Source organism: Mesorhizobium sp. M5C.F.Ca.ET.164.01.1.1 (assembly GCF_004792125.1).
Lineage (GTDB): Bacteria > Pseudomonadota > Alphaproteobacteria > Rhizobiales > Rhizobiaceae > Mesorhizobium > Mesorhizobium wenxiniae.
In genome coordinates this window covers 109,481-134,834 of the sequence record NZ_SRTG01000007.1, presented here as the reverse complement: position 1 = coordinate 134,834, position 25,354 = coordinate 109,481, and the positions used below count along the sequence as shown (strand labels likewise).

Below are 25,354 nucleotides of genomic sequence, written 5' to 3'. Positions count from 1 at the left end.
TCCTCCCATGATGTCTATTGTGTGCGGTTTGGGACGACGGGGGCTCAGAGCCACTCGATGTCGTCGAACCCGCGCGCCATGTAGCCGCCCTTGGAGTAGGACTCGCCCTCGTAGCCGAAGTTCGGCCAGACCTCTTTCTGGTTGTAGAGACCGACGACAAGCCCGCCACGGACTGCCTGGAAGAACGGCGTGTCCTCGATCTCTCTTAGCACGGCAACGCGCTGCTCCTCCCAGCCGAGGCTGGTGTAGCCACCCTTACCCGACTTCGAGTCGAGTTCGGCGATGCCATTTTCGATGAGGTCCTTATGGGCTGGGTCTTTGCCGGCCTGCTCGTCATGGGCCTTGACGGCGATTGCGTAATATTTGTCAGGCACTTGGTCGTGCGGGTAGATGTCGCGCGCCATCTGGATCAGGGTCGCCATGGTTTCGGGCTTGAGCGCGGATGTTTCGAGACCCCAGGCATGTTCCGGGCTGATGACGGCACTGCCCGAAATGACCAGCAACGCGCCGACACCGCCGCGCTTCAGAAGCTCACGGCGCGATAGCCCGGGCTCCCTTGCATGGGCCGGCTTTCTCTCATAAATCGTGACCATTTGTTCCTCCCTTTGCTTGCTGTGCGCACCCGAAGGTGCCTTGGCTGGCGCCCGCTGGCCGGCGCGGCCGTAATGTCTCCTATTTGAACCGGCCCTGACGCTGCAGAACCTCGATCTTGTAGCCGTCGGGATCCTCTATGAAGAAGAACCGCGCGAGCAGCGCTCCGTCGCGGTTGAACTCGACGATCTTCTTCGGGCTCAAGCCAAGCGCGCCGAGCCGGTCATGTTCGCTGTCCAGATCGGCGACCGAAACCGCGAGATGGCCGTAGCCGTCGCCGAGCGCATAAGGCTCCTGGCGGCCCTTGTTGACGGTGAGCTCGACTTCGAACCCCGCCTCGACATTGCTCAGATAGACGAGCGTGAAGGTTTCGAAATCGAGCCGTTCAGCGACGTCCAGCCCAAAGGCTTTCCGGTAGAAGTCGATGGACCGGGCCTCGTCCAGAACCCTGATCATGGTGTGGATCGTCTTCGCCAAATGACACTCCGTCGCAGCAGCGCCTTGTGCGCGTCGGCGTGATTATGCGCGGGTTGCGGCAAAGGTGGTGGCAGCCGATTACCACGCGCTAAGCTAACGATGGGGTGGCAAACCGCCTAAGGACGAAAGTCCGATTGCTGTTTTCCGCTTTCCGGCTGAAGATAATTGGCCGCAATAGGCACTGCTCAAAGGCGCGAATCGCTGCAGATTGCGCCTAAAATCAACAAGAATGGCCAAGACCACTAAGAACGGGAGGTAACGATGTGCAGGGTTTTTGCCGGGCAGGATCCGGAGGGCTACCGGCAGATCAATCGATCGATCCGCATCGATGGGCACTCGACGAGCATCCAGCTCGAGGCGACGTTCTGGGCATTGCTCGACGAGATCGCCGACAGCCAAGGTTTAACGACGCCGAAGTTCATCTCGAAGCTTTATGACGAGGCCATAGAGATCAATGGCCAGATTCCGAACTTCGCCTCGATGTTGCGCACGACCTGTGCCCTCTATCTGCGCGGCCACCGGCCGGGCATCGAAGAACACACGGCCCCGAAGCGGCAAGCCGCTTAACTTTCGCTCGCAACATCGAGTGCCAGGCGGGTCATGTCGGTGAAAAGCGCCTGGCGTTCGGAATAATCGGTTTGCTCGCCGGTCACCACATTGTCGACGACAGTCAGGATCGACAGCGCCCGGGCGCCGAAATGCGCCGCGATGCGATAGAGCGCACTGGTCTCCATATCCACGGCCAGCGCGCCGTGGGCCTGCGCTTCGGCGAAGCGATCGCGCCCCTGAGGATGATAGAATATATCGCTGCAGATGGTCAGCCCAGCCTGATGTTCGATGCCGATTCCGGCAGCTCGGGCCAAGGCTCGGGAAACTAGCGCCGGATCGGGGCCGGCATCAGCACCATAGAGCCCAAAAACCTGGCCGCTCTCGGCACTTTCACCGCGCACCGACTGCGAGATCACCAGGCTGCGCAGTTTAACCGCGGCAGTTAGGGCACCACAGGTACCGGTGCGGATCAGTGTCCTCACGCCGTGGAAATCCAGCAATTCATGCGCGTAGATCAGGAATGACGAGACGCCGATGCCGGTGGACTGGATGCTGACGGGTTTGCCGCGAAACAAGCCGGTAAAACCGAGGGCTTCCCTTCGACGGTTGACGCAGCGCGGCGCCTCCAGAAAGGTTTCCGCCATCCATTCGGCACGCTGCGGGTCGCCCGGCAACAGCACTGTTGCGGCATAATCACCCTTGCCTGCCTCGTTGTGCGGCGTCACGGCATGCTCCCCCAAAACCCGCCGCCCGTTTCGCCCATAATCATGGCAGTCTCACGCCATTTCGCAAGTGCGAGAATTAGTAATCCCTAAGATTCCAGCACATCCTTGACGATTGTGGCCAGTTGCTTGAGCGAAAACGGCTTCGGCAGGAAACCGAAATGCGCGTCTGCCGGCAGGTTTTTAGCGAACGCATCCTCCGCGTAGCCGGAAACGAAGACGAATTTGATGTCCGGCTGCCGCTTGCGCAATTCGCCAAGCAGCGTCGGCCCATCCATCTCAGGCATCACCACATCGGAAACGACAATGTCGACCTTGCCGCCGAGCGCCTCGAAGACTTCCAGCGCCTCGACGCCTGAGGACGCTTCGTGGACGGTATAGCCGCGCGACGTCAGGGCCCGCATGCCGCCCATCCGCACGGCATCTTCGTCCTCGACGAGCAGCACCGTGGCCGAACCCGACAGATCCTTGGCTGCGTCGGCGATCTTTGCCGGTGCAGCCGGCGCCTCGCCGGGTTCGCCCCCCGCTCTCGCCTCTGCAATGTAGCGCGGCAGGAAGATGCGGAACACCGATCCCTTGCCGACCTCGGATTCGCAGAAGATGAAGCCGCCTGTCTGCTTGATGATGCCATAGACCATCGACAGGCCGAGGCCAGTGCCCTTGCCGACCTCCTTGGTGGTGAAGAAGGGTTCGAAAATCTTCTTGAGTACTTCGGGGGCGATGCCGCTGCCGGTGTCTTCGACTTCGACCACCACATAGTCGGCCGGCGCAAGTTCGCGGTAGGGAATGCTCTTGCTCTCCTCTGTGGTCACATTCCGGGTGCGCACGGTGAGGTCGCCGCCGTTCGGCATCGCATCGCGCGCATTAACCGCCAGATTGACCACCACCTGCTCGAACTGCCCGATGTCGACCTTCACCGGCCACAGATCGCGACCATGATCGACCTTCAGCTTTATGTCGTTGCCGACCAGACGGGCCAGCAGCATCCGCAGATCGGCTAGCACGTCGGTCAGGTTGAGCACCTCCGGCCGCAGCGTCTGCTTGCGCGAGAAGGCCAGAAGCTGCCGCACCAGCGACGCCGCCCGGTTGGCGTTCTGCTTGATGTTCATGATGTCCGGGAAGGACGGGTCCGACGGGCGATGATTGGTCAACAAAAGGTCCGACGCCATGATGATGGCGGTCAGCACATTGTTGAAGTCGTGTGCGATGCCGCCGGCAAGCTGGCCGACCGCCTGCATCTTCTGGCTTTGAGCCATCTGGCCCTCGAGCGCCTTTTGCTCGGTGGTCTCGACGGCGTAGACGATGGCCGATTCTTCGGCGCCCTCGCCGGTGCCGTCGGCGACCGCGTTGACGTAGAAGCGCATGTGCCGTTCCTCATTGCCGGGCAGCAGCGTATCGATCGGTTCGATGTCAGCCTGCCTTTGTCGCGCTTTTTCGAACGCCGCGGCAAAGGCGGGCCGGTCGCGCTCATGGATCACCGTGTCCAGCCGCACGCGCCGATCGACCGCGTCCCCGTCGACGACGGAGGAAAACAGCGACAGGAAAGGCGCGTTAGTGCGCAAGATGCGCCCGCTGTTGTCGACAGCTGCTATTGCCATCGGCGTCGAATTAAAAAAGCGGGTGAAGCGGATCTCTGAGGCGCGAAGGTCGGCGGAAGCGTCCTCGCCTTGCGTCCGGTTGAGCACTATGGTGCGCGTCGGACCGTTGACGCCCTCGCGGCTGGCCGAGACCCTATGCATGAAACGCACGGGCAGCGCCTCGCCCTTCACTGTCGTCAGATCGAGATCGATGACCGCATTGCGCGTGGTGCCGGGATCGGCCTTGACCGAGCGGACCAGCGCCATGCCGTCGCCGGCGACGATCTCCGGAAGCGTGACGGCGCCAGGCGTGAAGCTCGTCAGGTCGATGCCCAGCCACTCCGCAAGCGTGGCGTTGATGTAGGTGACGCGGCCTTCCTGATCGGCCGAAAAGAAGCCGGCCGGCGCATGGTCGAGATGATCGATGGCCTCCTGCAGATCGAGGAAGAACCGCTCCTGCTCGGCCCGTTCTTCCGAGATGTCGGCGAGTTCCCAGGCGAGCAAGGGCAGCCGCTGGCCCGGGACGCTGAAGGCGCGGGCGCGGGCACGATACCAGCGCGCGCCCGGCTCGGCGCCGGGTCGAATGGATTGCGCAAGCCGAAACTCCCCGTCGCCGGGCTGGCCGTCGCGCAGGCCGGAGGCGAGCCGGTATATGGTCACCGAGGCCTCGGGAACGTCGGACAGCAAACCTTCGACCGTCTTGAGATCCGCCGCGGACGCCGCGCCCGTCATGTCGGCATAGGACCGGTTGGCGTAGACGACACGACCCTTGGTGTCGGTGACCAGAAGACCCTGCGACATCGAATCGACGAAGGCTTTCGACAGCTCGTCACTCGTCGAGCGCGGTGTGATCTGCACGAAGCCGATGGCGGTGGCGAACAGGAAGCCGACACCGATCATCGCCAGCACACCAAGCATTCCAAGCAGGAATGGGTCGCCAAGACGTTCGCGGAAAAGGCCGAAGACGATCGCGGCGCCAGTCAGGACGACGATAAAGACGATGAGCCGGGTGACCGCACCCGGTCGCGTATTCTGGTCGACGATCGGTACCGGATAGAAATCGCCGCGCGCTTCCTTGGCCATGTGCCCCCTGCTCGTGAAATCCGGTACTTGCCCCTGCCCGGTTGAATCACATTCTCAGGGTCCGGAAAAGGCCTGGCGGCAAATGTCCGCTAAAAATGACGCCCGTTCGGCGCCTGGTGTGGTGAATCCGAAATTCGCATTACCCTGGGTGCTGCGGGGAGCGAATTTCGAATTCACCACACCAGCAACGTGCTGAAAATCCAGTGTGGTGGATTTGAAATTCCGGAACGCTGACGCCCTCAATTCGTAGGGACTTCAAATCCACCACATTGGTGTTTCAAGCTGTTCAAGAGGCGCGAAAGGCGACTTGCAGTGGCGTGCCGCAACAGTCTAGTGTCGCGTCTTCATCGAAAGCCGATATTGGGGGCACCAATGCTGCAGTGGCTGGATAGTGTGGCGGGTCCTGGTTATGCCGCGGCAATCCTGTGGACGTTTGTCGCGCTTGTCCTTTTGGTCATCATTCTCCTTATCATAAAGCTGGTCCGCAATCTGACCTTCGGAACATTCGTTGCCGGCGGCAGGAACCGCAAGACGCGCCTGGCCGTCATGGACGCCACCGCTGTCGACAGCCACCGCCGGTTGGTGCTGGTGCGCCGCGACGACATCGAGCACCTGCTGCTGATCGGAGGCCCGACCGATGTCGTCGTCGAACGCGACATCCGGCTGTCGGCGCTGCGCCGTCCTGCACTGACCGGAGATGGCGGCGGCCATCAGCCGGCACCGCGGCCGCGCGCGCCTCAACCGGCTCCTGCGCCAATGAGGCAAGCACCGCCTCCGCAGCCGGTAAGCGCGGCCCCCACGCCTGTCCGGCCCCATCAGACTGCACCAGCGCCAACGCCGAAGCCAGTACAAAGCCATCAATCGGCGACCATCACGCCGCTGCCCGCCTACGCCAATGCCGTTCGACACGCGCCATCGCCGGCAAGACAGGATTCGCCGGCAAAGCAGGATTCCATTGACGATACGCTGATGAGGGAGCTCGAGGTCTCGTTTGATGTCCCGCAGCCCGCGCCGGAGAGCAAGCCGGCGGCAAAGGCGCCGTCGTCTCTCGATGACGAGATGACGAAGCTTCTCGGCGAGCTTTCCAGCCAGAAAAGATAACCGGCCAGAAACCGGGCCAGCGAACAGGCAACAAAAAATGGCCGGAGACCGGCCATGACAAAATTCGCTATTGCTGCTTTTTAGGCGATTCGCCTGTGCTTCAGTCGTCGCGGTAGACCTTCTCGCGGCGCTCGTGGCGCTCCTGCGCCTCGATCGACAAGGTCGCGATCGGACGCGCATCGAGCCGCTTCAGCGCGATGGGCTCGCCGGTCTCCTCACAATAACCGTAAGTGCCTTCATCAATGCGCTGAAGCGCGGAATCGATCTTTGAAATGAGTTTTCGCTGGCGATCACGGGCGCGAAGTTCGATGGCGCGGTCGGTTTCCGAAGAGGCGCGATCAGCGAGATCGGGGTGGTTGGCGTTTTCCTGCTGCAGGATTTCGAGAGTTTCGCGCGCTTCGCGCAGTATGTCGTTCTTCCAGGTGACGAGCTTCAGGCGAAAGTAGGATTTCTGCCGCTCGTTCATGAACGGCTCGTCTTCGGAGGGTACGTAATCGGCGGTAACGATGTCGTTCATTCGACTCACCCAAACAGCCCCAATTTTGGCGCCTATATATTCGCGGACCGAATACTGCACAAGCGCAATCGACGACAGTTTCACGCAATTGTTAATGTCGGGCAAAATGCTATGGGCCGCATCATTCGCATGAAGGGCGCGACCGAATTCGCGTATGATTCGTTGGGTTTGAAGGGTGCCGGCCATTGTGCGCAAGGCGTTTCTCATGGCTAATCCCGCATCGCCTTTTGACGAGTTTCGGTATTTGGCACAAGCGAGGGGCCGGTGAGCAAGCTTTATCTGTTGAGGCATGCCAAGGCCGGGTGGGCTCTGCCGGGCATGCGCGATTTCGATCGTCCCCTCGACGCATCCGGCATCGCCGACGCCGAAACGATGGGTGCGGCCATGCGGGCCCGCAGCTACATTCCGGACCTCACCCTTTGCTCCAACGCAAAGCGAGCGCGCCAGACCCTGGAAGGTCTGGCCGGCCATACCGATACAGGCCGGGTCCTGTTCCTCGATACGCTCTACAGCGAGGACGCCGCCGGCTATCTCAACCTCATCCGCAGCAATGGCGGGCCAAGCTCGCTGCTCGTCATTGGCCACAATCCGATGACGGAAGATCTCACTATCGCGCTTTCGGGCGACGGCGACGAGTCTGCCAGGGGGATGCTGAATCACGGCTTCCCGACTTCCGGCCTTGCCGTCGTCCGCTTTCCGGCCAGTCTTGCCAACGCCGCGCAAGGCACCGGCTATCTCGAAGCCTTCGTGACGCCGGCCGATCTCTGACGCCATTTCAAACCTAGGCAGCAGCGTCTATATCGGATCGTACCGAAGCCCGAGAGACCGCATTTTGGCATCATCGCTGACCACTTTCACCGACGAGGCGAAGATTGCCCTGGATACGCTGTCGGGGCGCGCTACCGGGCTTTTTTCGCCATCGCTGCGACTGGGTGTCACTGGTCTTTCCCGCGCGGGCAAGACGGTGTTCATCTCAGCCTTTGTCCACAATCTGATCCATGGCGGGCGCTTGCCGCTGTTCTCGGCGCAGAAATCGGGACGCATCGCCCGTGCCTTCCTCGAAGAGCAACCGGATGACGCCGTACCGCGATTCCAGTACGAGGATCACGTAGCGGCTTTGGTCAACGATCGCCTGTGGCCGGATTCGACACGTGCCATTTCCGAGCTGAGGCTCACCATCGAATATGAATCGGCCTCCGCCTGGAGCCGCATGTTTTCATCAGGCAGATTGTCGGTCGATATCGTCGACTATCCCGGCGAATGGCTGCTGGACCTACCGTTGCTCGGTAAATCCTACGCTGATTTCTCGCGCGAAGCATTCGAGATGGCCGTGCTGCCGGTGCGCGCCGACCTTTCGCAGGAATGGCGCTCGCTCTCCGCCGCAGTCGACCTGAATGCGGACGCCGACGAGATGACGGCGCGACGCCTCGCCGAGAGCTTCGCCGCTTACCTCAAGGCATGCAAGCTCGACGAGCGGGCGCTTTCGACCCTGCCGCCCGGCCGTTTCCTGATGCCCGGCGATCTTGAGGGCTCGCCGGCGCTGACCTTCGCGCCCTTGCCGGGCCTGAGTGAGCGGCGGGCGCGTTCCGGGTCGCTTCAGGCGATGATGGAGCGGCGCTACGAGGCCTACAAGACATATGTCGTAAAGCCGTTCTTCCGGGAGCACATCACGCGCCTCGACCGTCAGATCGTGGTGATAGACGCCCTGCAGGCCTTGAACGCAGGCCCCGGCGCGATGGCCGATCTCGAACGTGCGGTGACCGAAATCCTCGCCTGTTTCCGCCCCGGCCGCGGCAATTTCCTGACTGACTTTTTTTCAAGGCGGATCGACCGCATATTGGTGGCGGCGACGAAGGCGGACCATCTGCATCACGAAAGCCACGATCGGCTGCAGGCGATCGTGCGGCGGCTTGCCGACCGTGCGGTGGCGCGAGCAAATTTCACCGGCGCCGATGTCGACGTGGTCGCCCTGGCGGCGGTGCGCGCGACCCGCGAAGGCACGGTCAAGCAAGGCCGTGAGACGCTGCCGGTCATCATTGGCACACCGTTGAAAGGTGAAAAGATCAACGGCGAAACATTCGATGGAAGAACCGAAACAGCTATATTTCCCGGTGATTTACCGGAGAAAATTGATGCAGTGTTCGATGTCTCTGGACCAGACCATCGGCAGAACCCGGGCCATCGGCAAAGCAATGAGGACCCGGCGATACGCTTCGTGCGCTTTCGCCCGCCAAAGCTCGAAAGCACGGCTGAAGGCGTCACGCTGTCGCTGCCGCATATCAGGCTCGACCGCGCCCTGCAGTTCCTGATCGGAGATCATCTGGCATGACCGCGCCCCGCAAGCCGGCGGCATTTCGCATCGAGCCGGAAGCCCCGCCAAAAGAAAGGGCAGCCTTGCGCCAGCCTGACGCTCCATCGGCCAGAAAGCCGCGCACCGTGAAGGCTGATCTTGCCGTCGTCACTCCGGCGGAAATCGACGTTTTCGACGAGCCAGATATTATCGCCGCCGAACCGCCGCCGGCGACCGCGCCGCGTAAGCGTTCGATGCTCGGTGGCTTGTTGTTTGGCGCATTGGGCGTTCTGGTTTCGCTGGCCCTCGGCCTTTGGACCGACCAGCTGATTCGCGATCTGTTCGCGCGTGCCGAATGGCTGGGCTGGCTGGCTGCCGGGATGGCCGTGATCGCGCTGCTGGCGCTTCTGATCATCCTCGTCCGCGAGTTCCTGGCGATCACCCGCCTCGCCGAGGTCGAAAAACTGCAGAAGCGGGCACTCGACGCCATTGCCCGCGACGATCCGAAGGCCGCTCGCGCCGTGGTCGACGAACTCTCGGCCTTCGTCGCGGCCAAGCCCGAAACCGCGGCCGGCAGACGCGCGCTGGCTGACCTGCGCGACGAGATCATTGACGGTGGCAATCTGGTGCGCCTGGCCGAGACCGAAATCCTCGGCCCTCTCGATGCGCGCGCCAAGGTGATGATCCTCGAAGCGGCAAAGCGCGTGTCGCTGGTGACGGCGGTCAGCCCTCGCGCTCTGGTCGACGTCGCCTATGTCGTGTTCGAAGCGGGCCGGCTGATCCGCCGCCTGTCGGAGCTTTATGGCGGCCGGCCGGGCACGCTGGGATTCTTCCGGCTGGCACGCAGCGTTCTCGCCCATTTGGCGGTGACCGGCTCGATCGCCGTCGGCGACAGTTTCGTGCAGCAGATCGTCGGCCATGGCCTCGCCGCCCGGCTCTCGGCCAAGCTTGGCGAAGGTGTCGTCAACGGCATGATGACGGCGCGCATCGGCATTGCTGCGATGGAGACCGCAAGGCCTCTGCCCTTTAGCGCCGCGAGGCGGCCCGGCATGGGCGATTTCCTGTCCGCGCTGACATCTTTTGCAACCAAAAAGCAGAAGGAAACATCCGCTTCCGACACGTGACAACCGTCCTACAGCACCGCACATCCTGGTGGCTCGCAAAGGACGCTGTAGCCCTTTGATTTAGCGCATGATCCCAGCGCAAATCGCTTCCGATTTTCGGGGCCATGCGCTAGCGGTGACGAAGCATTAACCAATCTTGTTCATGGTCGGACGGGTTCCAAACCAGACTCTTTGTTGCCGGGTGTCGTCGATGAAAAGCGTGATCTTGTCTAGCGTCCTGCCCATGGCGGTCGTGGTTTCAACAATTGCCGGCATGGCCGAAAAGACGTTTGCAGCGGAACGGGACAAGAAGTTCTTTCAATCGGTGGAAGGCGAATGGGTCGGCCCGGGGGAAATCGTCGCCGGCAAATACAAGGGCACGAAATTCACCTGTAATTTCACCGGCTCGACACCTGACGGCAAGATCGGCATGTCGCTCGACGGCGGTTGCCGGGTCGGCATGTTCACCCAGCAGATGTCGGCGACGATCCAGCACAAGGGCCGCGAGGGCTACAAAGGCAGCTTCATGGGCGGTGCCGCCGGTTCCGGCCTCGACATTATCGGCGGCAACGTGGTCAGCGCCAACAAGGTGGTTTTCACCATCAACCGCAACCAGTTGCGCGGCGTCATGCAGGCCCTTGTCCCCAACGACAATTCGATGACGGTGACGGTTGCGGTGCGCGTCGACCAGCAATTGGTGCCGGTCATCGGCATGAAGCTGAAGCGCGTCGATACGGTCGAAGTCGGCTCCATCGCGCCGAACTGAGCGATTATCTGCCCGTCCGACAGGACGTGCGGCGCGGCGCTATAAAAAAAGCGGCAGCCACGGCCACCGCTTCTTTTGCGAAACTCAAATCGATTCTCAGGCCTTGATGGCGGCAGTCAGCTCGTCATACGCCTTGCAGGCCTCGTCCGCGGTCGTATCGCCCTGATACTTAGTTGTGACCGCCTGAACCTTGGCGGTGAGATCGGCCGCCTTGGCCGGATCCTTGGTAATCGCCTCCTGAAGGGCTGCAGTCATGTCCTGAGCCTTCTTGGTCAGCATTTCAGTCGTGCAGGCCGGCGCGTTCGAGCAGGCCGATCCGGCAAGTGCCGCGATGCCAACGGCAACAAGCAAAAAAATCTTCATGTTAGTCGTCTCCCTCAAAAAAAGGCGGCGGACTTGATCGTCCTCCGCCCTTCACGGCCAAAGCCGCGCGCCCTTAGCGCCCGATTGCTGCAACACGCAACGCAGCGGGTGCATAAAGTTGTGGAGCGCGCCTGCAACACTGCCGCACCAGTTTCCGGATTCGGACTGTTCGATCTCAGCCGAAGCCCCTATCTTGGCCGCTCGATGCCGCAGCACGTGCAGCGGTCGTTAGAGAGAACGGAACGGCAGGCATGGCAGCAGAGGCAGCGGGCAGCGATCTGATCCACGTGGTGGCGCTGCTCGCCGCAGGTGTTGTCGCCGTGCCGATCTTCAAGCGCATGGGGCTTGGCTCCATCCTCGGCTATCTGGCGGCCGGCGTGGTCATCGGCCCGTTCGGCATCGGCATCTTTTCCGAATCGGAAGCCATTCTTCACGTCGCCGAGCTCGGCGTCGTCATGTTCCTGTTCATCATCGGGCTGGAGATGCAACCGTCGCGGCTGTGGGGCCTCAGGCGAGAGATCTTTGGCCTTGGGGCATTGCAGGTCGGCGTGTGCGCGCTGTTGCTGACCGGCGTCGGACTGGCGGGAGGTTTTCCGATCTCGCAATCCTTCGTCGCCGGCGCCGGCTTCGTGCTGACCTCGACAGCCATCGTCATGCAGCTTCTGGAGGAACGTGGTGAGATCGCTGCGCCCAAAGGCCAGCGCATCGTCTCCATCCTGCTGCTCGAGGACCTGGCGATCGTGCCGTTGCTGGCCCTGATCGCCTTCCTGGCGCCGGGCGGCGCCGATATGAGCTTGACGCAGCGGCTGACGGAGGTGGGCATCGGCCTTGCCGCCATCGTCGGGTTGGTGCTGGCTGGGCGTTACCTGCTCAATCCGTTCTTCCGCATCCTGGCGGACGCCCGCGCCCGCGAAGTGATGACCGCAGCCGCCCTTCTGGTCGTTCTGGGGTCGGCGCTTGCCATGCAGCTCAGCGGCCTGTCGATGGCGATGGGCGCCTTCCTGGCCGGCGTGCTTTTGTCCGAATCCACCTTCCGCCATCAGCTGGAGGCCGATGTCGAACCATTCCGCGGTGTGCTGCTCGGGCTGTTCTTCCTCGCTGTCGGCATGTCGCTCGACCTGCATGTGGTCATCGAGAACTGGCGGCTTGTCGCCATCTACGTCGTTGCCTACATGGCGATAAAAGCGATCGGCATCTATCTCGTCGCCCGCATCCTCAAGACCGGTCACCGGGAAGCGCTCGAGCGCGCCGTCTTCATGGCGCAAGGCGGCGAATTCGCCTTCGTTCTCTATTCCGCAGCCACGGCGGTCGGCATCATCGACAGCCAGGCTAACGCGACCCTGACGGCGATCGTCATCATCTCCATGGTGCTGACACCGCTGGCCATTCTGGCATTGCGGTATCTGACGCCGCGCGACGAGCAGTCGCTCGAAGGCGTCGACGTCGCCGATGGCCTTACCGGCAGCGTGCTGATCATCGGCTTCGGCCGCTTCGGCCAGATCGCCAGCCAGCCGCTGCTGTTGCGCGGGATCGATGTGTCGATCATCGACAATGAGGTCGAGATGATCCAGGCGGCGGCCGATTTCGGTTTCAAGGTCTATTATGGCGACGGCACGCGGCTGGACATTCTGCGTGCCGCAGGTGCCGGCCGCGCGCGCGCCGTGTTGATCTGCGTCGACAAGCCCGATGTCGCCGTCCGCATCGCACGGCTCGTCAAGGCGGAGTTTCCCCTGCTGACCGTGCTTGCACGGGCTTTCGACCGCGGAACCGCACTGCAGTTGATACGTGCCGACGTCGATTTCCAGATTCGCGAAACCTTCGAATCGGCGCTTGTCTTCGGCGGCTCCACGCTGGAAGCGCTGGGCGTCGACCCGGAGGAAGTCGCCGAGGTGATCGAGGATGTCCGCCACCGCGATGCTGCCCGTTTCGAGTTGCAGCTCGCCGAAGGCGTTCGCGCCGGAGCGCGCTTCCTCAAGGGCAATATCGGCACGCCCATTCCGACACCGCTCAGCCAGCCGCGCCGCGCCGGTCAGGCGCTCAATGAAGAAACCGCCGGCGTTCTGCACAAATCCGAGCCTGCAGACTAAATACCTGGAGCAAACAGATGACCGAACTGGACGAACGTGCGCTCTCCGTCACCAAATTCTGGCGTGACGCCGGGAAAGATGCGTGGTTCGAGAAGAGTGACGCCTTCGACGTGGAGTTCCGCAACCGGTTTCTCGACCTGCACTACGCTGCCGCACGGCGTGAATGCGATGACTGGTCGGAGCATGCCGAAGGCTCACTGGCACTGATGATCCTGCTCGACCAGTTCCCGCGAAACTGCTTTCGCGGCACCGGCCATATGTATGCAACCGACCCGCTGGCGAGGCATTTTGCCGAAAAGGCGACCGCCGCCGGCCAGGATCTGGCGCTCGACGAAGACCTGCGCGCCTTCCTCTATTTGCCGTATGAGCATTCGGAGCATCTCGCCGACCAGCTCAAATCGATGGACCTTTTTACCGCCAAAGCCCAATCCTATCTGAAATATGCGGTCGAGCACCTGGAGATCATTCAGCGCTTCGGCCGCTTTCCGCATCGAAACAGGATGCTTGGCCGCGAGACGACGCCGGAGGAACAGGTGTTCCTCGACGGGGGCGGATTTTCCGGCTGAGCTCAGTGCATCGCAGCCAAAACTGGTTAGAGGTTTTGGTCCGATGCTTTAGGTCAGCCACCAATCCCGGCCGGACGGCAGTCGCTCGATGCCGGCGCTGTCGAGAGCGGCAAGCCGCTCCGCCACGCTTCTGCCGTCGACGGTGAGGTCAGGCGCGATCTCGGCCAGCGGCGCCAGAACGAAAGCGCGCTCCAGCATGCGCGGATGCGGCACTTCCAGCCCGGTTTCGTGGATAATCCGATCGCCGAACACCAAAATGTCGATGTCGATCAGCCGTGGACCCCAGCGCTCCTCGCGCACCCGCTTCAGTCTGCGCTCGACGTCGAGACAGAGATCGAGCAATGCGTGTGGTGCGAGCACAGTCGAAATTTCGGCAGCCGCATTGAGAAAATCCGGCTGGTCGAGCTTGCCCCAAGGCGGCGTGCGGTAAAGCGAGGAGACGACAACGACGCGCGCGTTCTCGTCAGCGTCCAGCATACGCAGCGCAGCGCCCATCGACCTTGCCGGGTCGCCGAGATTGCCGCCAAGGCTGAGGTAAACCGTGTTATTCTGGCCAGACAACGGTCACCTCGACATGATCGAGCACACCGGGCACTGGCGCGTTCGGCTTGCGCACAGTGATCTCGGCCTTTTTGATCTGAGGAAACCGGGCCGTCAGCGCCCGGGCCACCTCCAGCGCCAGCGCCTCTATCAGAAAACGCCTCTCGCCGGTTATGATCTTTTCGATCACTCCGAAGGCGATACCATAGTGGACGGTATCCTCGATGGAATCATCGACCAGCGCGCGGCCGGGTTCGACGGAGAGCGCAGCGTCGACATAGAAACGCTGGCCGAGCGTCTCCTCCTCATCCAGCACGCCGTGCCGGGCGAAGAAGGCGCAGTTCTTCATGCGGATGACATACATCGCTCAGCGTCCCGCTCGATTAGAGCGACGTGCATCCACTTGGACGCAAAAACTACGCTCTAACGCTTTCAATCTACGCATCCTGCTTTCCGAAAATCGGTTTTGATTTTCGAGCCTATGCGGTGGTTTCACGGGCCAGCATAGCATCCGCAAGCGCCAGCGCATCCACATTGATTGCGACATCGTGGACGCGAAAAAGCTGCGCGCCCTTGAGTCTCAGGATAACGCTCGTCGCCGCTGTTCCGGCCCCCCTGGCCGAGGCGTCGCGGCCGGTGACGGCGCCGATGAAGCGCTTTCGCGATGTACCCGCCATCAGCGGAAAGCCCAAGGCATCAAGTTCGGAAAACCGTGCCATCAGGTCGAGATTTTCCTCCGCTGTTTCCTTGGCGAAGCCAAAGCCCGGATCGAGCACGATTTGGTCGTCGGCAACGCCGCTTTGCCGGGCGATTTCCAGTGACTTCCCGAGGAAGGAAAACTGATCCTCGATCACGTCGGGCAGTTTTTGCCTGTCACGTCCGGTGTGCATGATGACCAGCCCGGCGCCGGTCTCGGCAGCGACCCGCGCGACGCCCGGTTCGCGCTGCAGGCCCCAGACATCGTTGACGATATGGGCGCCGGCGGCGACGGCAAGCCGGGCGGTGTCCTCGCGATAGGTGTCGACCGAAATCAGCGCCTTACCAAGCCTGGCGAGCGCCTCGATGACAGGCAGCACGCGGGCCTGCTCTTCCTCGACGGCTACCGGAAATGCGCCGGGGCGTGTCGATTCTCCACCGACGTCAATGACGGAGGCCCCCTCTTCCACCATCCGGCGGGCCTGGGCCATCGCCTGTTCGGGCGCAACGAACAGTCCCCCGTCGGAAAAACTGTCCGGCGTGACATTGAGGATACCGACGATCACCGCTTTGCCGCCAAGGTCGAGATGACGCCCATGCGCCAGTTGCCATCGCCGTGTCGTCATTGTCCATCAACCATGTGTGATCCGCCAAAGATCAATTCCGTTGCGCCGGCAGCGGCCGTAGCGCATGGTGGGCAAAGAGGCAACATGATGAAACGATCACTGCTTTGCGCCCTGATGCTCGCTTTTTCTGCCTTGCCGGCGGGCACGGCGAGTTTGGTAAAGACATATAGCTATTTCAGCATCGGCGGCAGAACGCTCGAGGATATCGGATCCCAGCTTACGAAACTTGGACCTCAGGTGAAAAGCACCGGGATGCGACATCCAGGCGCCACGCAGATGGCGTTCACCACCCGCGTCAGCTATGCAGAAAAATCGAATTCCTGCGCGATTGCTGACGCCAACGTCACCCTCAAAGTCAAGGTGATCCTTCCCGAGTGGCGCCGCTCGCGCAAGGCCGACGCGGGCGTAAGGCTGTTTTGGGACACATTGTCCGCCGACATCAAGCGCCATGAGGACCGCCATGTCGAGATCGCCAAGAACCATGCCCGCGACCTCGAGGATGCGCTGAAGGGGACCTATCCGCAGAAGACTTGCCAGGAGGCCAAGGCCAAGGCAGCGGAGATTGCCGCCGCTATTCTCGCCAAGCACGACCGGGCCCAGATGCAATTCGATCGCGTCGAGACAATCAATTTCGAAAGCCGTATCCTGCGTCTGCTGCGCTATCGCATGGAGCGCATCGAGAACGGCCGGCTGCCGGGTTAGCTCTGGCCAGATGGTAAGGTCGATTCTCGTGGAGTAGGAGTGGGGCGTCAGCCGGCGACGCCGAGCTTCTTCTGCAGGCTGGTCGACGACGTCGTATACTGGAATACGATGCGCTCGCCGGGGCTGACGATGCGCTTGGCTGCCTGCGCCATCAGGGCGACCTCATGGAAGCCCGACAGGATCAGCTTCAGCTTGCCGGGGTACCAGTTGATGTCGCCGACGGCGAAGATGCCCGGTACCGATGTCTGGAATTTCTCGGTGTCGACCGGGATCATGTTCTCGTGAAGATTGAGGCCCCACTCGGCGATCGGTCCGAGCTTCATGGTCAGGCCGAAGAACGGCAGCATCCGCGTGCACGGCACCTCGATATCGCCGCCGGGGCCTTTGATGGTCGCGGAGGAAAGCTGGCCGTCGGCGCCGGACAATCCCGTCACCTGCCCGACCTGGAAATCCAGTTCCTTCATCTCCTGCATGGCGTACATCTTGTTGACGCTGTCGGGCGCCGCGCGAAACTCCGGCCGCCGGTGGACCAGCGTCACGCTCTTGGCCACCGGCTGCAGGTTCAGCGTCCAGTCGAGCGCCGAATCGCCGCCACCGACGATGATGAGGTCGTGGCCGCGAAATTCCTCCATCCGGCGAACCGAGTAGAAGACGCTCTTGCCCTCATAAATCTCGATGCCCGGGATCGGCGGCCGCTTCGGCTGGAATGAGCCGCCGCCGGCGGCGATCACCACCACCTTGGCTTCGAACACCTCGTTCTCGTCGGTGACGACGCGAAAGCTGCCGTCCTCGAGCTCTTCCAGGCTTGAGACCATGCGGTTGAAGGTGAAGTCGGGCTTGAACGGCGCGATCTGCTCAAGCAGCCTGTCGACCAGGCCCTGCGCCGAAATCGATGGCCAGCCGGGAATGTCGTAGATCGGCTTTTCCGGATAGAGTTCGGCGCATTGCCCGCCAGGGCGATCGAGTATGTCGATGAGATGGCATTTCATGTCGAAGAGGCCGAGCTCGAACACGGCGAACAGGCCGACCGGCCCTGCCCCGACAATCAATACGTCCGTCCTGGTGATATCGGTCATGAATGCGCCTTCGCTGCGCATGACCGCGAAAATCGGAATCGATTTTCGCTGGGGATCATGCGCCAAATCACGGTGCTACAGCGTCCTTTGCGTGTCCAAGAGGATGCGCGGCGCTATAGAGAACGGCGAGACACTGCATGACCATTGGCCCGCTGCCAAGCCGGGGCCCGAAAAATCGGCTATAAGCCGCGCTTCAGCCTTCACGCTTCAGCCCTGGCGGGCGGGCACGCGCACAACCAGGCCGTCGAGAGCGTCGCGCACCTTGATCTGACAGGAGAGCCGTGAGTTCGGCTGGACGTCGTAGGCGAAGTCCAGCATGTCCTCTTCCATCGCTTCCGGCTCGCCGACCTCCGCCGTCCATGCCTCGTCGACATAGACGTGGCAGGTCGCGCAGGCGCAGGCGCCACCGCACTCGGCCTCGATCCCCGGCACGGCGTTGCGGATCGCGTTCTCCATGACGGTCGAGCCATTTTCGGCATCCACGTCAAAATGTGTGCCGTCATGGGCGATGAAGGTCAGCTTGGTCATTTGTCACCTGAAGGGAGTTCCAGCCGAGATAATCACTCCAGCAGACAAGTCAACTGCCGCGCGAAAGCGGCGCTCTATGCCGTTTTTTTCGGAAATCGGTTTAACGGCTGATGGCGGCGACGAAATCGCGGACTTCTTCGATCAGGGAGCCAAGCCGCTTGAGGGTATTGGTATCTTCAGGTTGAAGTTCGATCGCGCTGGCGCAATCGGCAATAGCGAAGGCGCCGATACCGCGCGCCGAACCCTTCAGCCCGTGCGCCAGAAGCAGTCTTTGCCCCACATCGGCGTCGACGATCCTGTCGCGAACGGACAGCGCCTGCTGCACGAACAGCGCCAGCACCTCCTGTTCGAGGCTGCGGTCGCCCATCGTCTGACGCGCCAGATGCGCCAGGTCCACCGGCCGCGACCCGGCCGTTCCCGACACGTCGCCGCCGGGCATCGAGAAGGCAATGCCGTTTTCGCCACGCATGAATCTGCAACTCCGTTGGTCGACCGCCGCAAAAAATAGGCCCATCCTGTGGACGACGGGTTAATGATTGGCCCGGAAAAATGTTGCGATAACGGCGCCGGAATCACAGTTTCGTTAACCTTATATTTAAAGTTTTACGTATCGCGCCGAATGCAGGTTTTCTTTACCCCGGTGTGTCATTACGATACGACAGGTCCATTTTCAGCCTCTTGCGTGGGACACGACAAGCAGAATCAATAAGTCCCGCGGCAGCTTGTACAGGGTAGCGAAGGCATGGCGAAGAAAACAACGACGAGAACGCTCGACAACGACGTAGCCAGGGAACTCGAAAAAGCACTTGATATCGATCTGAGCGGCGATGCCGGCGGCGACCTCGACATCGCAGCGTCGATGGAAGATCTGGAAGCGCAGATATCGCAGGCTGCCGACGAGTTGGCACGCGAAGGCCGTAACCAGAATGCCGAGCCTGTCGCCAGCCAAGGCGAGAATGCCGAGCCTGTCGCCAGCCAGAGCCAGAAGACGGAGCCTGCCGCCAACCAGGACGAAAAAGCCCAGGACCAGAAAGCAAAGCCCGCGGCAAAGGCCAAGCCGGCTGAACTGCGCCCTGTGGAAACGCGCAATGGCACGCAGCCGGCCGGCTTCACGCCGGCCAATGACCCTCGTCGGAAAGATTACAAAACGCTGCTGCACACCCTCAATCGGCGTGCCTCGAACACGATCTACTGGGTCGTGGCGCTCGTTTCGCTCGCCTGGATCGCGGGCGCCGGTGCATTGGCCAACCTGCTGTTTGGACCAGGCATCTGGCAAATCCGCACGCCCGGCCAGTTTTTCGCCCGTCCCGAACTGATCGGCCTGGCGATCGCTGCGATCCTGCCCGTGCTCCTGTTCTGGGCGTTTGCAGCCATGATTCGCCGCGCGCAGGAGATGCGCATCGCGGCTCAGTCAATGACGGAAGTGGCCTTCCGCCTGACCGAGCCGGAAAATATTGCCCAGGATCGCGTCATGATGATCGGGCAAGCTGTCCGCCGCGAAGTGGCGGCCATGGGTGAAGGCATCGAGCGCACGCTTGCGCGTGCCGTCGAGCTCGAAACCCTGGTCCACAGCGAGGTGAACCAGATCGAACGCTCCTACTCGGAGAATGAATCCCGCATCCGCTCGCTTGTCGACGGGCTGGGCAGCGAGCGCGAAGCGGTGGTCACCCACGCTGAACGCGTGCGCGCCTCGATCACCGGCGCGCATGAGACGCTGAAGGACGAAATCGGGGCGGCCAGCGACATCATTCGCGACAGCATTCTCAACGCCTCGACCAACCTCTCGATGACCATAACCAATTCCGGCGACACCCTGATCGATAGGATCAACCAAAGCTCGTTGTCGATCTTCGATTCGGTGGAAGGCCGGCTCGAATCGATCACGGACCGGCTGTCGACCTCCGGCGAAGCCTTCGCCAGCCTTCTCGATACGCGCATCGCCAAGCTGACGGACACGACCGACGGCCTCACCCGGTCGCTGACCGACCTGCTCGACGATCGGACCTCCGGCATGGTGTCGCTGCTCGGCGGCGCCGCGCGTACGCTCAACTCCGAATTTGAAGCCAGCCTTGACGGGATCGAGCGGACGCTGGCCGAACGCGGCCAGGCGCTGATTAGTGAATTTCAGACCCGCGCCGAAGCGCTGGACACCGGCACCCAGAAGCTCAACGCCGCGCTCGAGGCTCGCGCACGCCAGATCAACGAGACGCTGGTCGAGCGCGCGCGCGAAATCGCCCATACCTTCCAAGAGAGCAAGGAGACGCTGTCGGCGATGATCGATCAGGGCAAGACCCAGATCGGCGCCGACATGGCCGACATCGTTTCGTCGACTTCGTCCATGCTTGAAGCACGCGCCGGCGATTTCGCCGGGCGCATGGAAGCGGCCCGTCATGTGGTGTCGCGCTCCTTCGACGCCGATATCCAGCGGCTTTCCGATGCCCGCGTCGGCATCGAAGAAGCCGTCGAGAACCACAGCCGCAAGCTTTCCGAAAGCCGCGAACGCATGGCGGCGGCGATGGAGGCCGATCTGGCGAAATTCGCCGAAAGCCGCGCCGGCATCGACGCGGCTGTCACCGACCAGGTGCAGAAGCTTGCCGAAGGCCGCAACCTGATCGCGCGCGCCCTCGAAGAGGATCTGCGCAAGGTCAACGAGTCGCGCGCCACCATCGATGCTTCGCTCGGCAGCCATCTCGAACAGCTCGAAGAGGGCCGCAACAGGCTTTCACAGGCTTTGAACGAAGACTCCGGAAAACTTGTACAAGCTCGTACAATCATTGACGAAATGGTTGCCGGTCACGTTGGAAAACTCGCCGAAGGCCGCAGCATTCTTTCACGCGCCCTCGAGGCCGATCTCGGTAAGCTGGCCGACAGTCGCGCCAGCATCGACGGCCTGGTCGCCGGTCAGGTCGAGAAGATCGCCGAAGGTCGCGCCATACTTGCCAAGGCGTTGGAAACCGACATCGTCGGCATCAAGGATCTCATCCAGAGCCATTCCGCCAAAGTGGCGGAAGACCGCAGCCTGCTTTCGCGCTCGCTCGAAAACGACCTGTCCGGTATCCGAGGCCTGATCGAGGACCATTCGGGCAGGCTCGCCGACGACCGCAGCCTGCTTTCGCAAACGCTCGAGGCTGACCTCGCCAAATTGGCGGAAAGCCGGTCGAGCATCGACGGGCTGGTCGCCGGTCAGGTCGAGAAGCTGGCCGAAGGCCGCGACATCCTCAAGCGCGCGCTGGAGTCCGATCTCAACACGATCAAGGACGTCTTATCAGGTCAGTCCGAAAAGCTGGCGGAAGACCGTGGTCAGCTCTCGAAGGCGTTGGAAACCGACCTGCAGAGCGTGAATGGCCTTATCTCCGATCACATGAACAGGCTCGCCGAGGACCGTTCAATCCTGTCGAAGGCACTCGAAGACGACCTCGCCAAACTGGCCGAAAGCCGGTCGAGCATCGATGGTCTGGTTACCGGCCAGGTCGAGAAGCTGGCCGAAGGCCGCGACATTCTCAAGCGCGCGCTGGAGTCCGATCTCAACACGATCAAGGACGTTATATCAGGTCAGTCCGAAAAGCTGGCGGAAGACCGTGGTCAGCTCTCGAAGGCGTTGGAAACCGACCTGCAGAGCGTGAATGGCCTTATCTCCGATCACATGAACAGGCTCGCCGAGGACCGTTCAATCCTGTCGAAGGCACTCGAAGACGACCTCGCCAAACTGGCTGAAAGTCGGTTGAGCATCGATGGTCTGGTTACCGGCCAGGTCGAGAAGCTGGCCGAAGGCCGCGACATTCTCAAGCGCGCGCTGGAGTCCGATCTCAACACGATCAAAGACGTTATATCAGGTCAGTCCGAAAAGCTGGCGGAAGATCGTGGTCAACTGACGCGAGCGCTGGAAACCGACCTGCAGAATGTGAACGGCCTTGTCTCCGATCACATGAACAGGCTCGCCGCAGATCGCTCGACCCTGTCCAAGGCGCTCGAAGACGACCTCGCCAAACTGGCGGAAAGCCGGTCGAGCATCGACGGGCTGGTTGCCGGCCAGGTCGAGAAGCTGGCCGAAGGCCGCGACATCCTCAGACGCGCGCTGGAAGCAGACCTCAATACCATCAAGGGTGTCGTCGCCGACCAGTCGCAGCAGCTGACCGACAATCGTGCAGAGTTTGCGCGGGCGCTGGAGGCCGATCTCGGCAGCGTCAACGGTCTCGTAAACAGCCACGCCGATAAGCTCATCCAGGACCGCTCGATCCTGTCCAAGGCGCTTGAAGACGACCTCGCCAAACTGGCGGAAAGCCGGTCGAGCATCGACGGGCTGGTTGCCGGCCAGGTCGAGAAGCTGGCCGAAGGCCGCGATATCCTTAGACGTGCGCTGGAAGCAGACCTGCAGAAAATTGCGGCGAGCCGCGGCGAGGTGGACGACGTCATCGCCGGGCATGTCGGCAAGCTGGCCGAAGGCCGCGACGCGCTGACCCGTGCGCTGGAGGACGATCTCTCCAAGCTCGCCGACACGCGCAAGGAAGTCGACCGTTCCCTGTCCGGCCATATCGACCAGATCGCCGCCAGAAGCACCGACATTTCGGACGCTATTGCCTCTGACGTCGAAAAGATCGAGCAGGCGTTCAGCCGTCAGACCGGCATCATCGAGGAGCGCGCCGGAACCATGGAGCGCGCGCTGTCGACCGGTGTCGACAACGTCCGCAGCGTGCTCGAAAAGAGCGCCGTCTTCGTCGCGGGAGCGCTGCGTGAAAAGGTAATGGAAGTCACCAGCGCGCTGCATGAGCAGGCCGGCGCGGCGTTCAGCGACGCCGACCGCAAGATCGCCGAGCGTGCCGAGCAGACCTCGGCCGCCTTGCTCGCCAGGGCGGAGGATATCGCCCGCACCTTCGAGGAGGCGGACCGCCGCCTCGCCGCACGCGCCGAAGACACGTCGAGTGCGCTCATTGCCCGCGCCGAGGATACATCGAGCGCAATCATGGCCCATGTCGACAACACATCGAACTCCTTGCTGACGCGCGCCCAGGAGACGGCCGACCAACTGGCCGCTCGTGCCAGCGAGATCGCCGGTACATTCGATGCGGCGGACCAGAAGCTGGTTGCCCGCGCGGTCGAAACGGCGCAGTCGCTGGCGGCACGCGCCGGCGACATCCTGCGCAATTTTGAAGGCGCCGACGAACGGCTCGGCGTGCGCATCGGCGAATCGGCCGAAGCGCTCGCAGCGCGAGCATCGGACCTTGGCCGCATTTTCGATGCCGCCGACCAACAGCTGATCTCGCGCATCGCCGAAGGTTCGGAGGCGCTGTCGGCCCGCGCGTCGGAGATCGGCCGTATCTTCGACGAGGCGGATCACCGTCTGGTATCCCGCATCGCCGACAGCACGTCGACGATCGGAGAACATGCCGACAACATCGTCGGGGCCTTCGCCAGCACCGAGCAGCGGGTTGCCGAACGTGCGCGGCAGACCGGTCAGGAACTTGCCGTCCACGCCCGTGAAATCGAGCAGGCGCTCGCCGGCGCCGACGAGCGCCTGGCATCCAGCGCGGCGGCTGCGGCGGCTCGCGTCGAGGAGCAGGTTGCCGGCGTCGAAAACCGTCTCGTCTACACCACCGAAACGATAGGCCAGAAGCTCAACGAGCAGGTTTCGACCGCTGAGGCGCAACTTATTTCGCGCGCCAACGCGATCGCCGAAACCTTCACTGCGGTCGGCCAGCATATCGGCCAGAGCACCAACGACGCGGCGAAGACCATCGGCACCAACACCCGCGAGCTCAACACCATGCTTGCGGCACGTTCGGCCGAGATCTCGAAAATCCTCGACGAAACGGCACGGCCGCTGGTCGAGCGCTTCGCCCAGGGCGGCTCGGAACTGCAAAAGAGCATGGAAGAGGTGACCGAACGCGCCACCGAGAAGCTGCGCAGTGAAAACGCCACCCTCGTCAATGCGCTCGCCAGCCGCACGGCCGAAACATTGTCGGCCGTCGAAGGCGCGCGCTCAACGCTCGCCGACAGTGTCGCCGATCTCATCGGCCGTATGAGCACCTCCAGCTCGCAGCTCGGTCAGTTGATCGAGCAGGCGGCGGCCAATCTCGGCCAGGTCGACGAACGCCTGACGGGCAGCACGCAAAGCTTTGCAGCGACGACGGAAAAAGCCGCGCAGACCTTCGCCAGTTCGGCACGCCTGGTCGATTCGAACACGACACGGCTTACCGAGCTGTCATCCGCGACCTTGCGCGAGGTTGCCTCGATCGCCACCAAGTTCGACGAGCACAGCCGATTGCTGTCCAGTGCCTCGGATCTGTTGAGCTCGGCCCAGAGCAACCTCGAACACACGTTGGAAAGACAGTCGTCGCTGGAGGATCTCGCCGTCGGCCTGGTTAAGAAGTCGGAGGATCTCGAAAAGGTCATGCGCTCGTTCGAGGATCTGGTCGGCCAGACGTTGCAGAACGCCGAAGGCAAGACGCTGGAGTCGGCGGACAAGATCCGTACCGCCATCGCCGACGTCGTCGATTCGGCAACGAAGCGCTTCGCCGACGCGACCGAGGAGATGCGGCGCACCGCCGGCTCGATCAAGAGCGAGCTCGACCTTACCCGCGCCGAGCTCAAGAAGGGCGTCATCGAGATGCCGGAAGAGGCAAAGGAATCGACCACGGCCATCCGCCGCGCCGTTTCCGAGCAGATCAACGCCCTGAAGGAACTTTCGGATATCGTTGCGAAATCGGGTCGCAGCACCGACTCCTCGGAGCCGCGCAACCTGCGTCCGGCACCGCAAGCGCCTGCCGCGCGCGCCACTGAGCCGCTGCGCCGTCCTCCGGCCCAGCAACCCGAACCTCGTGCCCCGCAGGCGCCATCGGGTGACACTGCACTGCGCGGCACACTCGACTTGGAACGCCCGGCTGAGACGGCGCCGCGCCAGCGCGACCCCAATGGCCGTACGCCGCAGGGCGGCTGGGTGCGCGATCTCTTGACCGGGGCATCGCGCGAAGAGGGCGCCAAGCCCGCGGCACCTTCGGAAGCGCCACGCTCGGCACCTGCCCAGCGCTCGCCGCTTCACGTCGTGGAGTCGCTTAACTCGCTTTCGGTCGACATCGCCCGCGCCATCGATCACGACGCCTCGATCGAGCTGTGGAACCGCTACCGGCGCGGCGAGCGCGACGTGTTCACGCGGCGTCTCTACACGCTGAAGGGCCAGCAGACTTTCGATGAGATTCGCCGCAAATATCAGATGGAGGCGGAGTTCCGCGCCGCCGTCGACCGTTATTGCGACGATTTCGAAAAGCTGCTCAAGGACGTGTCGCGCAACGACCGCGACAACATGATGGCGCAGACCTACCTGACGTCGGACACCGGCAAGGTCTATACGATGCTTGCCCACGCCAGTGGCCGCCTGCATTGATCAGGCGACAGGGGAA

22 protein-coding genes are annotated in these 25,354 nt (G+C 62.3%); 10 read left to right on the top strand and 12 right to left on the bottom strand.

Annotated elements, in window-relative coordinates; translation table 11 throughout:
- Window positions 1-44 precede the first annotated feature (44 nt).
- Both EN807_RS27620 and EN807_RS27615 read right to left on the bottom strand, forming a co-directional pair.
- Complete coding sequence (locus tag EN807_RS27620; RefSeq protein WP_135937481.1) at window positions 45-593, bottom strand: gluconate 2-dehydrogenase subunit 3 family protein; 549 nt, start codon at window positions 591-593, stop codon at window positions 45-47.
- 79 nt (window positions 594-672) lie between these two features.
- A complete protein-coding gene (locus tag EN807_RS27615) occupies window positions 673-1,068 on the bottom strand; it encodes a VOC family protein (protein WP_135937480.1) in 396 nt (131 codons plus the stop codon).
- Between the two features lie 261 nt (window positions 1,069-1,329).
- Here EN807_RS27615 and EN807_RS27610 point away from each other — a divergent pair, with 261 nt between their 5' ends.
- Window positions 1,330-1,635: a ribbon-helix-helix domain-containing protein gene (locus EN807_RS27610; RefSeq protein WP_077384009.1), complete on the top strand. Its 306-nt coding sequence runs from the start codon at window positions 1,330-1,332 to the stop codon at window positions 1,633-1,635.
- Here EN807_RS27610 and EN807_RS27605 read toward each other — a convergent pair.
- Window positions 1,632-2,342, bottom strand: coding sequence for a DeoD-type purine-nucleoside phosphorylase (locus tag EN807_RS27605; RefSeq protein ID WP_127319409.1), 711 nt, complete (start codon window positions 2,340-2,342; stop codon window positions 1,632-1,634). The two genes, EN807_RS27610 and EN807_RS27605, sit on opposite strands and share 4 nt — an antisense overlap.
- Window positions 2,343-2,428: 86 nt before the next feature.
- Complete coding sequence (locus EN807_RS27600; protein WP_135937479.1) at window positions 2,429-4,999, bottom strand: PAS domain-containing sensor histidine kinase; 2,571 nt, start codon at window positions 4,997-4,999, stop codon at window positions 2,429-2,431.
- 372 nt (window positions 5,000-5,371) lie between these two features.
- Between EN807_RS27600 and EN807_RS27595 the strand changes: the two genes are divergently transcribed.
- The gene (locus tag EN807_RS27595; RefSeq protein WP_189522589.1) at window positions 5,372-6,100 is read left to right on the top strand and encodes a flagellar biosynthetic protein FliO; all 729 of its coding nucleotides are present in this window, start codon (window positions 5,372-5,374) and stop codon (window positions 6,098-6,100) included.
- 100 nt (window positions 6,101-6,200) lie between these two features.
- On the opposite strand, the gene dksA is transcribed toward EN807_RS27595, so the two are convergent.
- Window positions 6,201-6,617 (bottom strand): RNA polymerase-binding protein DksA, encoded by a 417-nt coding sequence (gene dksA, locus EN807_RS27590; RefSeq protein ID WP_006202025.1) that lies wholly within the window; start codon window positions 6,615-6,617, stop codon window positions 6,201-6,203.
- A gap of 264 nt (window positions 6,618-6,881) precedes the next feature.
- Between dksA and EN807_RS27585 the strand changes: the two genes are divergently transcribed.
- The 4 genes from EN807_RS27585 to EN807_RS27570 all read left to right on the top strand — a co-directional run bounded on the left by EN807_RS27585 (window position 6,882) and on the right by EN807_RS27570 (window position 10,776).
- Complete coding sequence (locus tag EN807_RS27585) at window positions 6,882-7,385, top strand: histidine phosphatase family protein (RefSeq protein WP_135937478.1); 504 nt, start codon at window positions 6,882-6,884, stop codon at window positions 7,383-7,385.
- A 64-nt stretch (window positions 7,386-7,449) separates the two neighbouring features.
- Window positions 7,450-8,946, top strand: coding sequence for a YcjX family protein (locus EN807_RS27580; protein ID WP_135937477.1), 1,497 nt, complete (start codon window positions 7,450-7,452; stop codon window positions 8,944-8,946).
- Window positions 8,943-10,031: a TIGR01620 family protein gene (locus EN807_RS27575; protein WP_135937476.1), complete on the top strand. Its 1,089-nt coding sequence runs from the start codon at window positions 8,943-8,945 to the stop codon at window positions 10,029-10,031. Before EN807_RS27580 ends, EN807_RS27575 begins: the two co-directional genes overlap by 4 nt.
- Before the next feature lie 190 nt (window positions 10,032-10,221).
- On the top strand, window positions 10,222-10,776 hold the full coding sequence (locus EN807_RS27570; RefSeq protein ID WP_135937475.1) for a hypothetical protein: 555 nt from the start codon (window positions 10,222-10,224) through the stop codon (window positions 10,774-10,776).
- Between the two features lie 96 nt (window positions 10,777-10,872).
- On the opposite strand, the gene EN807_RS27565 is transcribed toward EN807_RS27570, so the two are convergent.
- Entirely contained in the window at window positions 10,873-11,139 is a 267-nt protein-coding gene (locus EN807_RS27565) for a hypothetical protein (protein WP_135937474.1), read from the bottom strand.
- Window positions 11,140-11,390: 251 nt separating this feature from the next.
- Here EN807_RS27565 and EN807_RS27560 point away from each other — a divergent pair, with 251 nt between their 5' ends.
- On the top strand, window positions 11,391-13,226 hold the full coding sequence (locus EN807_RS27560) for a monovalent cation:proton antiporter-2 (CPA2) family protein (protein ID WP_135937473.1): 1,836 nt from the start codon (window positions 11,391-11,393) through the stop codon (window positions 13,224-13,226).
- A 17-nt stretch (window positions 13,227-13,243) separates the two neighbouring features.
- A complete protein-coding gene (locus tag EN807_RS27555) occupies window positions 13,244-13,792 on the top strand; it encodes a DUF924 family protein (RefSeq protein WP_135937472.1) in 549 nt (182 codons plus the stop codon).
- A 48-nt stretch (window positions 13,793-13,840) separates the two neighbouring features.
- Here the strand turns inward: EN807_RS27555 and folK are convergent, their stop codons facing one another.
- The 3 genes from folK to folP all read right to left on the bottom strand — a co-directional run bounded on the left by folK (window position 13,841) and on the right by folP (window position 15,654).
- On the bottom strand, window positions 13,841-14,353 hold the full coding sequence (gene folK, locus EN807_RS27550) for a 2-amino-4-hydroxy-6-hydroxymethyldihydropteridine diphosphokinase (RefSeq protein WP_135937471.1): 513 nt from the start codon (window positions 14,351-14,353) through the stop codon (window positions 13,841-13,843).
- Entirely contained in the window at window positions 14,337-14,696 is a 360-nt protein-coding gene (gene folB / locus EN807_RS27545) for a dihydroneopterin aldolase (protein WP_135937470.1), read from the bottom strand. Before folB ends, folK begins: the two co-directional genes overlap by 17 nt.
- A gap of 115 nt (window positions 14,697-14,811) precedes the next feature.
- The gene (folP, locus tag EN807_RS27540) at window positions 14,812-15,654 is read right to left on the bottom strand and encodes a dihydropteroate synthase (protein WP_135937469.1); all 843 of its coding nucleotides are present in this window, start codon (window positions 15,652-15,654) and stop codon (window positions 14,812-14,814) included.
- A gap of 84 nt (window positions 15,655-15,738) precedes the next feature.
- Between folP and EN807_RS27535 the strand changes: the two genes are divergently transcribed.
- Window positions 15,739-16,356 (top strand): DUF922 domain-containing protein, encoded by a 618-nt coding sequence (locus EN807_RS27535; RefSeq protein WP_135937468.1) that lies wholly within the window; start codon window positions 15,739-15,741, stop codon window positions 16,354-16,356.
- A gap of 47 nt (window positions 16,357-16,403) precedes the next feature.
- Here the strand turns inward: EN807_RS27535 and EN807_RS27530 are convergent, their stop codons facing one another.
- The 3 genes from EN807_RS27530 to EN807_RS27520 form a co-directional block, all read right to left on the bottom strand.
- The gene (locus EN807_RS27530) at window positions 16,404-17,432 is read right to left on the bottom strand and encodes an NAD(P)/FAD-dependent oxidoreductase (protein ID WP_127317422.1); all 1,029 of its coding nucleotides are present in this window, start codon (window positions 17,430-17,432) and stop codon (window positions 16,404-16,406) included.
- Window positions 17,433-17,639: 207 nt separating this feature from the next.
- Window positions 17,640-17,960 (bottom strand): 2Fe-2S iron-sulfur cluster-binding protein, encoded by a 321-nt coding sequence (locus tag EN807_RS27525; protein ID WP_006334837.1) that lies wholly within the window; start codon window positions 17,958-17,960, stop codon window positions 17,640-17,642.
- A gap of 100 nt (window positions 17,961-18,060) precedes the next feature.
- A complete protein-coding gene (locus EN807_RS27520; RefSeq protein WP_135937467.1) occupies window positions 18,061-18,429 on the bottom strand; it encodes an Hpt domain-containing protein in 369 nt (122 codons plus the stop codon).
- A gap of 273 nt (window positions 18,430-18,702) precedes the next feature.
- On the opposite strand from EN807_RS27520, the gene EN807_RS27515 reads away from it, so the two are divergent.
- On the top strand, window positions 18,703-25,338 hold the full coding sequence (locus EN807_RS27515; RefSeq protein WP_135937466.1) for a kinesin: 6,636 nt from the start codon (window positions 18,703-18,705) through the stop codon (window positions 25,336-25,338).
- The last annotated feature ends 16 nt before the right edge of the window (window positions 25,339-25,354 follow it).